Source organism: Plesiomonas sp. (assembly GCF_051650925.1).
GTDB lineage: Bacteria > Pseudomonadota > Gammaproteobacteria > Enterobacterales > CAMTGL01 > Plesiomonas.
On record NZ_JBOFRH010000204.1, the window covers coordinates 1 to 1206 of the forward strand.

The window sequence follows — 1206 nt, forward strand, 5'->3', positions numbered from 1 at the left end:
AAAGGCATACTAAGCCGTAATGTGAGTTCATCACGCTTGATACTGGCTTGTTTTAGTGCCTGCAACTGGCTTAAAGGTTGCAATAAGGTTGTATGGGTAAATGTATCTAAAATCGGCACTATTTTAGCGCTGATATCCGACTCAACGCCGAAAAGAGACTTAAGGCTCACTCCGACTACTCCTTTTGTTATGGAAGTGCTGCTCTGTATCACTCAAGGTTGGGGGAATTTGACTCGTAAATCAACCCCATTGATTACAGGCTGTGGGTAGCGACAAACAGAATGATGCGGTAACATCACGGGATTCGTAAATCTGATACTAAAACAGTAGAACTATCATTATGTCTCTAGATGCTAAGGCTATTTCAGCAAGAAAACTTCTGGTCACCTGTGCCCTGCCGTATGCGAACGGCTCTATCCACCTTGGCCATATGCTTGAGCATATTCAGGCCGATATCTGGGTACGTTTTCAGCGTATGCGCGGGAACGAAGCCTATTTTGTGTGCGCCGATGATGCACACGGTACGCCTATTATGCTCAAAGCGCAGCAAATGGGTATCGCACCAGAGCAGATGATTGCTGATGTCAGCCGTGAGCATCAACAAGATTTCGCCGGTTTTAATATCAGTTTTGATAACTACCATTCAACTCACAGTGATGAAAACCGTGAGTTAGCGGGCATGATTTATGGCCGATTGAAAGAGAATGGTTTTATCAAAACGCGGACAATTTCTCAGCTTTTTGATCCCGAAAAAAGTATGTTTTTGCCTGACCGTTTCGTGAAAGGAACGTGCCCAAAATGCAAAGCAGAAGATCAGTACGGTGATAACTGTGAAGTGTGTGGTGCAACTTACAGCCCAACTGAGCTGATTAATCCACAGTCTGCAGTATCAGGTGCAACACCAGTCATGAAAGAGACTGAGCACTTTTTCTTTGATCTGCCCTCTTTTGAAGGCATGTTAAAGGCGTGGATCCGCTCTGGTACACTGCAAGATGAAGTGGCCAATAAAATGCAGGAGTGGTTTGAGTCAGGCCTGCAACAGTGGGATATCACCCGCGATGCACCTTACTTTGGTTTTGAGATCCCTGACGCTCCGGGCAAGTACTTCTATGTCTGGCTTGATGCACCTATCGGCTACATGGGGTCATTCAAAAATCTTTGCGATAAGCGCAGTGATCTCAATTTTGACGAGTTTTGGAACACTGA

At 45.3% G+C, this 1206-nt stretch carries 1 protein-coding gene; it reads left to right on the forward strand.

The features are described 5' to 3' along the window. Nucleotides 1-340: 340 nt before the first annotated feature. Nucleotides 341-1206, forward strand: an 866-nt coding sequence (gene metG / locus ACRC27_RS05030) for a methionine--tRNA ligase (RefSeq protein WP_438639327.1), incomplete at its 3' end; no start/stop codon positions are given.